At 70.4% G+C, this 6,689-nt stretch carries 6 protein-coding genes and 1 tRNA gene; 4 read left to right on the forward strand and 3 right to left on the reverse strand.

Annotation, left to right across the window (positions count from 1 at the left end; genetic code table 11):
- Nucleotides 1-307 precede the first annotated feature (307 nt).
- The gene (locus QR77_RS27465) at nt 308-2,215 is read left to right on the forward strand and encodes a tetratricopeptide repeat protein (protein WP_040024737.1); all 1,908 of its coding nucleotides are present in this window, start codon (nt 308-310) and stop codon (nt 2,213-2,215) included.
- 135 nt (nt 2,216-2,350) lie between these two features.
- Nucleotides 2,351-2,424: transfer RNA gene (locus QR77_RS27470), tRNA-Met, on the forward strand.
- Nucleotides 2,425-2,566: 142 nt separating this feature from the next.
- On the opposite strand, the gene QR77_RS27475 is transcribed toward QR77_RS27470, so the two are convergent.
- Nucleotides 2,567-2,983 carry a Fur family transcriptional regulator gene (locus QR77_RS27475; protein ID WP_040024738.1) on the reverse strand — a complete coding sequence of 139 codons (417 nt, stop codon included), beginning with the start codon at nt 2,981-2,983 and terminating at the stop codon, nt 2,567-2,569.
- 128 nt (nt 2,984-3,111) lie between these two features.
- Here QR77_RS27475 and QR77_RS27480 point away from each other — a divergent pair, with 128 nt between their 5' ends.
- Nucleotides 3,112-4,581, forward strand: a complete 1,470-nt coding sequence (locus QR77_RS27480; protein ID WP_040024740.1) for a catalase — start codon at nt 3,112-3,114, stop codon at nt 4,579-4,581.
- Between the two features lie 105 nt (nt 4,582-4,686).
- Here QR77_RS27480 and QR77_RS27485 read toward each other — a convergent pair whose 3' ends face one another.
- Nucleotides 4,687-5,088 (reverse strand): CBS domain-containing protein, encoded by a 402-nt coding sequence (locus QR77_RS27485; protein ID WP_040024741.1) that lies wholly within the window; start codon nt 5,086-5,088, stop codon nt 4,687-4,689.
- A gap of 184 nt (nt 5,089-5,272) precedes the next feature.
- Entirely contained in the window at nt 5,273-6,073 is an 801-nt protein-coding gene (gene hisN, locus QR77_RS27490) for a histidinol-phosphatase (RefSeq protein ID WP_040028750.1), read from the reverse strand.
- A gap of 270 nt (nt 6,074-6,343) precedes the next feature.
- Between hisN and QR77_RS27495 the strand changes: the two genes are divergently transcribed.
- Nucleotides 6,344-6,689 (forward strand): TetR/AcrR family transcriptional regulator (locus QR77_RS27495; protein ID WP_150130584.1); only part of this gene is annotated, 346 nt, incomplete at its 3' end.

Genomic DNA, 6,689 nt, shown 5'->3' on the forward strand with positions numbered 1-6,689 from the left:
GTAGCTCGCTGGGCTCATAACCCAGAGGTCGCAGGTTCAAATCCTGTCCCCGCTACTCGCGGTCTAGGGCCCGGATCCAAACAAGGATCCGGGCCCTAGATGTGTGTCGGGCGCTGCGCCGTGTCGGTTGTGCCGGCCGCGACGCGTGTTTCAGAACGGTCGTGATGGCCCCGGCCGTGTTTGACTGAACTCCCTGTGGGCATGTCGACAAAACGCTGAAGTGACCTTAGCGGACGCGGTATACCAGATGTACGCGGGCTGCGTATACCGGGTGTACGCGGGCAGCCGGTGATGCGACGATGGGTTTATGGGGGATAGGACAACTCTGTTGGAGACAGGGCGGTTTGTGCCGGGACAAGCGGAGCACGCGGAGAGTGCCGTGGACGCCGAGGAGGAGACGCGCCACAGGCGCGCCGCCGACGCCGGCGACACCGCGTCCATGAGCGTGCTCGGCGCCCTGCTGCTCCGCAGGGGCGACCTCGACGGCGCCGAGAAATACCTGCGTGCCGCGACCTCCGAAGGCGACCGCGCCGCCGCCAACAACCTGGGCGTACTCCTCCACCAGCGCGGTTACCCCGACGAGGCGGCCGGCTGGTGGCGGGTCGCCGCCGTCGCCGGGTCCGCCGCGGCCGCCCACGCGCTGGGCCGTCACTACCGCGAGCTGGGCGACGAGCCCGCCGCCGAGTACTGGCTGCGCCAGTCCGCCGAGCAGGGCCACGCCCTCGGCGCCTACGCGCTCGCCGACCTGCTGGAGCACCGCAGCGACGTCGGCGCCGAGCGCTGGCTGCGCGCCGCCGCCGAGCAGGGCCACCGCGAAGCGGCGTACCGGCTCGCCCGTACGCTGGAGCGCCGCGCCCGCGAGTGCGCCCGCTCCGGCTCCGACGTCATGTACGACCGGGGTACGGGGCCGCCGGCGCCCGGCCCCCCGGCCCGTAACGCCCCCGCGCGCCATGTTCCGGTGCGTCATGCCGTCCACGGCACGGACACCGAGGCGGACGCTCCCTCGCTCATGGGCGAGGCCGCCCAGTGGTACAAGCAGGCCGCCGCCCGTGGCCACCGCCGCGCCGCCCTGCACCTCGGCGCGATCCTGGAGAAGCGCGGCGAGCTGAAGGAAGCGGGTCGCTGGTACCTCACCTCGGCCAAGGAGGGCGAGGCCAGGGCCGCCTGCGCGCTCGGTTTCCTGCTGCGTGACGCGGGCGACGAGGAGAGCGCCGCCATCTGGTGGCTGCGCGCGGCCCAGGACGGCGACGGCAACGCCGCCAACGCCCTCGGCGCGCTCCACGCCGCCCGTGGCGAGCAGCAGACAGCCGAGCGGTGGTACCGCGCCGCCATGGACGCCGGCGACGTCAACGGCGCGTACAACCTCGGACTGCTCTGCGCCGCCCAGGACCGCACCACCCAGGCCGAGCAGTGGTACCGCCGTGCCGCCTACGCGGGCCACCGCGAGGCCGCCAACGCGCTCGCCGTCCTGCTGCTCCAGGCCGGCGACCCCACGGGGGCCGAGCCCTGGTTCTCCAAGGCCGCCGAGGCGGGCAGCGTCGACGCCGCCTTCAACCTCGGCATCCTGTACGCGGGCCGTGACGACGACCGTGCCGCCCTGCGCTGGTACGAGCGCGCCGCCGCCGCCGGGCACACGGAGGCGGCCCTCCAGGTGGGCATCGCCTGCCTCAGGGACGGCGACGAGCAGTCGGCCGAGCGCCACCTGCGCTGCGCGGCGGGCGGCGGCAGCGCGGAGGGCGCCTTCCGCCTCGCCACCGTGCTCGACTCGCGTGAACCGCCGCCCGGACCGCCCGCCCTCGGGGAGACCTTCACCGAGAAGAGCGAGTGCGAGCAGTGGTACGAGCGCGCCGCCGAGCAGGGGCACCGCCGCGCCCAGGTGCGCGTCGGCATGCTCGCCGCCGGCCGGGGCGACATCGAGGACGCGGCGCGCTGGTACCGCGAGGCGGCGGAGGCGGGCAGCCGTAACGGCGCCTTCAACCTCGGGCTGCTGCTGGCCCGTGAGGGCAGCGAGCGCGAGGCGGCCCTCTGGTGGACCAGGGCGGCGCAGGCCGGACATGGCAGGGCCGCGCTGCGCCTGGCGCTGCTCGCCGCCCGCAGGGGCGAGTTGAGCGAGGGCCAGCGCTGGTGCGCGCGCGCCGTCGAGCTGGGCCCCTCCGAGGTGGCCGAGCGCGCGGCGCGGCTGCGCGACGCCCTGCACCAGGAACTGACGGCCTGACGCGTCGGCCGCCCGTCCGGCCGCTTACCGCCCGCCCGCGTACCGTCCGGCCGGGTGCCGTCCAACCCCCAACTGGGCAGCTCCATTTATGGATTTGCGCTGGCCGGCGGCGCCACGTAATGTTGCATTCAACGGCGCGGGGTGGAGCAGCTCGGTAGCTCGCTGGGCTCATAACCCAGAGGTCGCAGGTTCAAATCCTGTCCCCGCTACTTGAATCCGAGGCCCGGATCTCGAAAGAGATCCGGGCCTCGGACTTTTGGCGCGACCGCGCACGGTGTCAGGCAGCACCGCGCACGAAAAAGGCCCCGGCTGCCCGCCGGGGCCCACTGTCACGTACCGCTCACGTATCGCTCAGGCGGCGGCGCAGTTCGGGCACGTCCCTCGATACGTCACTTCGACGTCCGAGATCTCGAAACCGAACCGCTCCCCGTCGGGAAGCGCGGCCAGCGGATCACCGGTCGGGTGCACGTCACGGATCGTCCCGCACTGGGCGCAGACCAGGTGGTGGTGCGGCCGGTGTGCGTTCGGGTCGTAGCGCTTGGCGCGCCGGTCCGTCGACACCTCTATCACCTCGCCGAGGGTGACCATCTCACCGAGCGTGTTGTAGACGGTTGCCCGGGAGATCTCCGGCAGCCTGGCCACAGCTCTCGCGTGCACCTCGTCGGCGGTGAGGTGCACGTGGTCCCCGTCGAGGACCTCGGCCACAACACGCCGCTGGGCGGTCATCCGCCAGCCACGTGTCCGAAGTCGTTCCAACAGGTCACTCATAGGGACCAGCCTAACAGTGGAGGGGACTCAGGTCCCGAACGTGTGTGACTTTGGATGTTTGCTTGACTTAGACAAAGTCCATCGTAGGATCGGAATCGGCAAACGCCAAGGGACAGGACTTGCAGGTAATGACGCAGGAGGCGCACGTGACACAGGGACCGCTCACTACGGAGGCCGGGGCGCCGGTAGCCGACAATCAGAACAGTGAGACCGCCGGTGTCGGCGGTCCGGTCCTGGTCCAGGACCAGGCGCTGCTGGAGAAGCTCGCCCACTTCAACCGTGAGCGCATCCCGGAGCGCATCGTGCACGCGCGTGGCGCCGGCGCGTACGGCACCTTCACGCTGACCCGTGACGTCTCCGAGTGGACGCGCGCCAAGTTCCTCTCCCAGGTCGGCAAGCAGACCGAGACGTTCCTGCGCTTCTCCACCGTCGCCGGCAACCTCGGCTCGGCCGACGCGGTGCGTGACCCCCGCGGCTTCGCGCTGAAGTTCTACACCGAGGACGGCAACTACGACCTCGTCGGGAACAACACCCCGGTGTTCTTCATCAAGGACGCCATCAAGTTCCCCGACTTCATCCACACCCAGAAGCGCGACCCGTACACCGGCTCGCAGGAGGCGGACAACGTCTGGGACTTCTGGGGTCTGTCGCCCGAGTCGACGCACCAGGTCACCTGGCTCTTCGGGGACCGCGGCATCCCGGCGACGCTGCGCAACATGAACGGGTACGGCTCGCACACGTACCAGTGGAACAACGAGGCCGGCGAGGTCTTCTGGGTCAAGTACCACTTCAAGACCGACCAGGGCATCAAGAACCTCACCACCGACGAGGCCAACCAGCTCTCGGGCATGGACCCGGACTCCCACCAGCGCGACCTGCGTGAGTCCATCGAGCGGGGCGACTTCCCGTCCTGGACCGTGCAGATCCAGGTCATGCCGGCGGCGGAGGCGGCGACGTACCGCTTCAACCCGTTCGACCTGACCAAGGTCTGGCCGCACGCGGACTACCCGCCGATCGAGATCGGCAAGCTGGAGCTCAACCGCAACCCGGAGAACATCTTCGCCGAGGTCGAGCAGTCCATCTTCTCGCCGGCCCACTTCGTGCCCGGCATCGGTCCCTCCCCGGACAAGATGCTCCAGGGCCGCCTGTTCGCGTACGGCGACGCCCACCGCTACCGCGTCGGCATCAACGCCGACCACCTGCCGGTGAACCGTCCGCACGCCACCGAGGCGCGTACGAACAGCCGCGACGGCTTCCTCTACGACGGCCGCCACAAGGGCACCAAGAACTACGAGCCGAACAGCTTCGGCGGCCCGTTCCAGACGGACAAGCCGCTGTGGCAGTCGACTCCGGTCGGCGGCGACACCGGCCACCACGTGGCCCCGCTGCACGCCGAGGACAACGACTTCGTCCAGGCGGGCAACCTCTACCGCGCGATGACGGCGGACGAGCAGGGCCGTCTGATCGACAACCTCGCGCAGTTCATCTCGAAGGTGTCGCGCGACGACATCGCCGAGCGCGCCGTGAACAACTTCCGTCAGGCCGACGGTGACTTCGGCAAGCGGCTCGAGTCCGCCGTGAGCGCCCTGCGCGCCTGACGGCTCACCCGCGACGAGCGGCGAGCGACGAAGCGACGACAGCAGGGGCCGGATTCCGCACGGATCCGGCCCCTGCCGTATGTCCGCCCGGTCTCCCGGGGCTTCTCAGCCCGCCATGACGCCGGCTTCGCGCCTGGCCGGTACCCAGCAGCGGATGATGTCGCGGACCGACACGATCCCGACGGGCTCGCGGTCGTCCAGCACGATCAGGTGCCGGAATCCGCCCTTTGACATGGTCGCCGCCGCGTCTTCCAGCGTCCATGAGGGTGCGGCGAAGACGACGTCGGTCGTGGTGTGGCCGCCGGCTGTCTCGGTCTCCGGGGACTGGCCGGCGCCGATGGAGTTGAGGATGTCGCGCTCGGTGAGGATGCCGATCCCGCAGTGGTCGGTGTCCAGGACGACCGCGGCACCGACGCGCCGGGCCGCCATGAGGCCGGCCGCCTGACGGAGGGTGTGCGCCGGTCCGATGGTGAGGACCACCGAACTCATCGCGTCACGTACAAGCATGGATGGAGCCACCTCCTAGGTGAAAGTTTCCTGGTAAACCTCTCCCGAGAAACAATTCACAAGTTCACAAGTGGGGGAGCTCTCAGAGTGACACGCTTACGCGCAGTGAACAAGGGGGATGGCGACAGCCAGAAATAGTCGTACCGGATCTGGTCCTGTACGACGTGGTGAGGGGCGGTTCGGCTCAGTAGCGCTGGTTCAGGTAGCCGAGGAGTTCCTCGTGCAGAACTCCGTTCGACGCCGCCGCGTTACCGCTGTGCGGCCCGGGACGCCCGTCGAGACCGGTGAAACTGCCGCCCGCCTCCTGTACGACGATCGCCGGAGCCGCCATGTCCCAGAGTGACAGCTCGGGTTCGGCGCAGATGTCGACAGAGCCCTCGGCGACCATCATGTACGGCCAGAAGTCGCCGTAGCCACGGGTGCGCCAGACCGCCCGCGACAGGTCCAGGAAGCCGTCGAGGCGGCCCTGCTCCTCCCAGCCGGTGAGCGAGGAGTACGCGAACGAGGCGTCCCCGATGCGCGAGACGTCCGAGACCCGCAGCCGGGTCGCCGAGGAGAGGCTGCGGCCCGTGTACGCGCCGCCGCCCTTCGCCGCCCACCAGCGGCGGCTCAGGGCCGGGGCCGAGACCACGCCGACGACGGGCTCGTAACCGCCCTCGGTCGCCACCATGAGTGAGATCAGCGTCGCCCAGACGGGCACGCCCCGGACGTAGTTCTTGGTGCCGTCGATCGGGTCGATGACCCAGCGGCGCGGCCCCGTGCCCTCGACGCCGTACTCCTCGCCCAGGATCGCGTCGCGCGGGCGGGCCCGCTGGAGATTGCCACGGATCAGCTCCTCGGCCGTCTTGTCGGCCTCGCTCACCGGAGTCATGTCCGGTTTGGTCTCGACCTTGAGGTCCAGAGCCTTGAACCGGTCCATGGTCGCGGCGTCGGCGGCGTCCGCGAGTACGTGGGCGAGACGAAGATCATCGTGGTAATCGGGCATGGTCGCCACAGTATCCACCGGTCCGGGCCAGGGGCTACGGGGCCCGGCGAGCGGGAGGTGCCCGGTACGGCCGCGAGTTGACGGCGCACCACGGAACCCCACGCGGGACACCAAGGGACCGCACGGGGGCGTCGCGCGGCGCGACGTACGCCGGCCCGTACGCCCGTCCACGCATGACCGGCCGATGCGATGGGCATGTGCCGCTGGTCTTGACAGACAGCGACGGCCCGTCAACTCTGTGCGCAGAGCCGCACGGCCATGGAGGCGACGATGCCTACAGCACGTGAAGCCCTTCTGGGCGCCGCTCTGTCGGCGCTCACCGATCTGCCCTGGTCAGCGATCAGGATGGTCGACGTCGCGTCGGCCGCGGGCGTCTCCCGGCAGACGCTCTACAACGAGTTCGGCAGCAAGGACGGCCTGGCCCGCGCGCTCGTACGGCGCGAGGCCGACCTGTATCTGCGCGGTGTGGAACGGCTGTTGATCGAAGGCGTCGGGACGGCGGCCCGGCTGGTGTCCGTCGCCGAGTGGACCGTCGGCCAGGCCCGCGCCCGGCCGCTGCTGCGCGCCCTGCTCACCGGCTGCTGGGGAGACAGGCTGCCGGCGCCCCGGCCGCCGC

Origin of the sequence: Streptomyces sp. 150FB (genome assembly GCF_000818195.1) — a bacterium.
Taxonomy (GTDB): Bacteria; Actinomycetota; Actinomycetes; order Streptomycetales; family Streptomycetaceae; genus Streptomyces.

Bases quoted from the DNA above. Each gene is read 5' to 3' on its own strand.
- hisN (WP_040028750.1), bottom strand. From the start codon at position 6,073: ATGCCCGATTACCACGATGATCTTCGTCTCGCCCACGTACTCGCGGAC.
- QR77_RS27465 (WP_040024737.1), top strand. From the start codon at position 308: ATGGGGGATAGGACAACTCTGTTGGAGACAGGGCGGTTTGTGCCGGGA.
- QR77_RS27485 (WP_040024741.1), bottom strand. From the start codon at position 5,088: ATGCTTGTACGTGACGCGATGAGTTCGGTGGTCCTCACCATCGGACCG.
- QR77_RS27480 (WP_040024740.1), top strand. From the start codon at position 3,112: ATGACGCAGGAGGCGCACGTGACACAGGGACCGCTCACTACGGAGGCC.
- QR77_RS27475 (WP_040024738.1), bottom strand. From the start codon at position 2,983: ATGAGTGACCTGTTGGAACGACTTCGGACACGTGGCTGGCGGATGACC.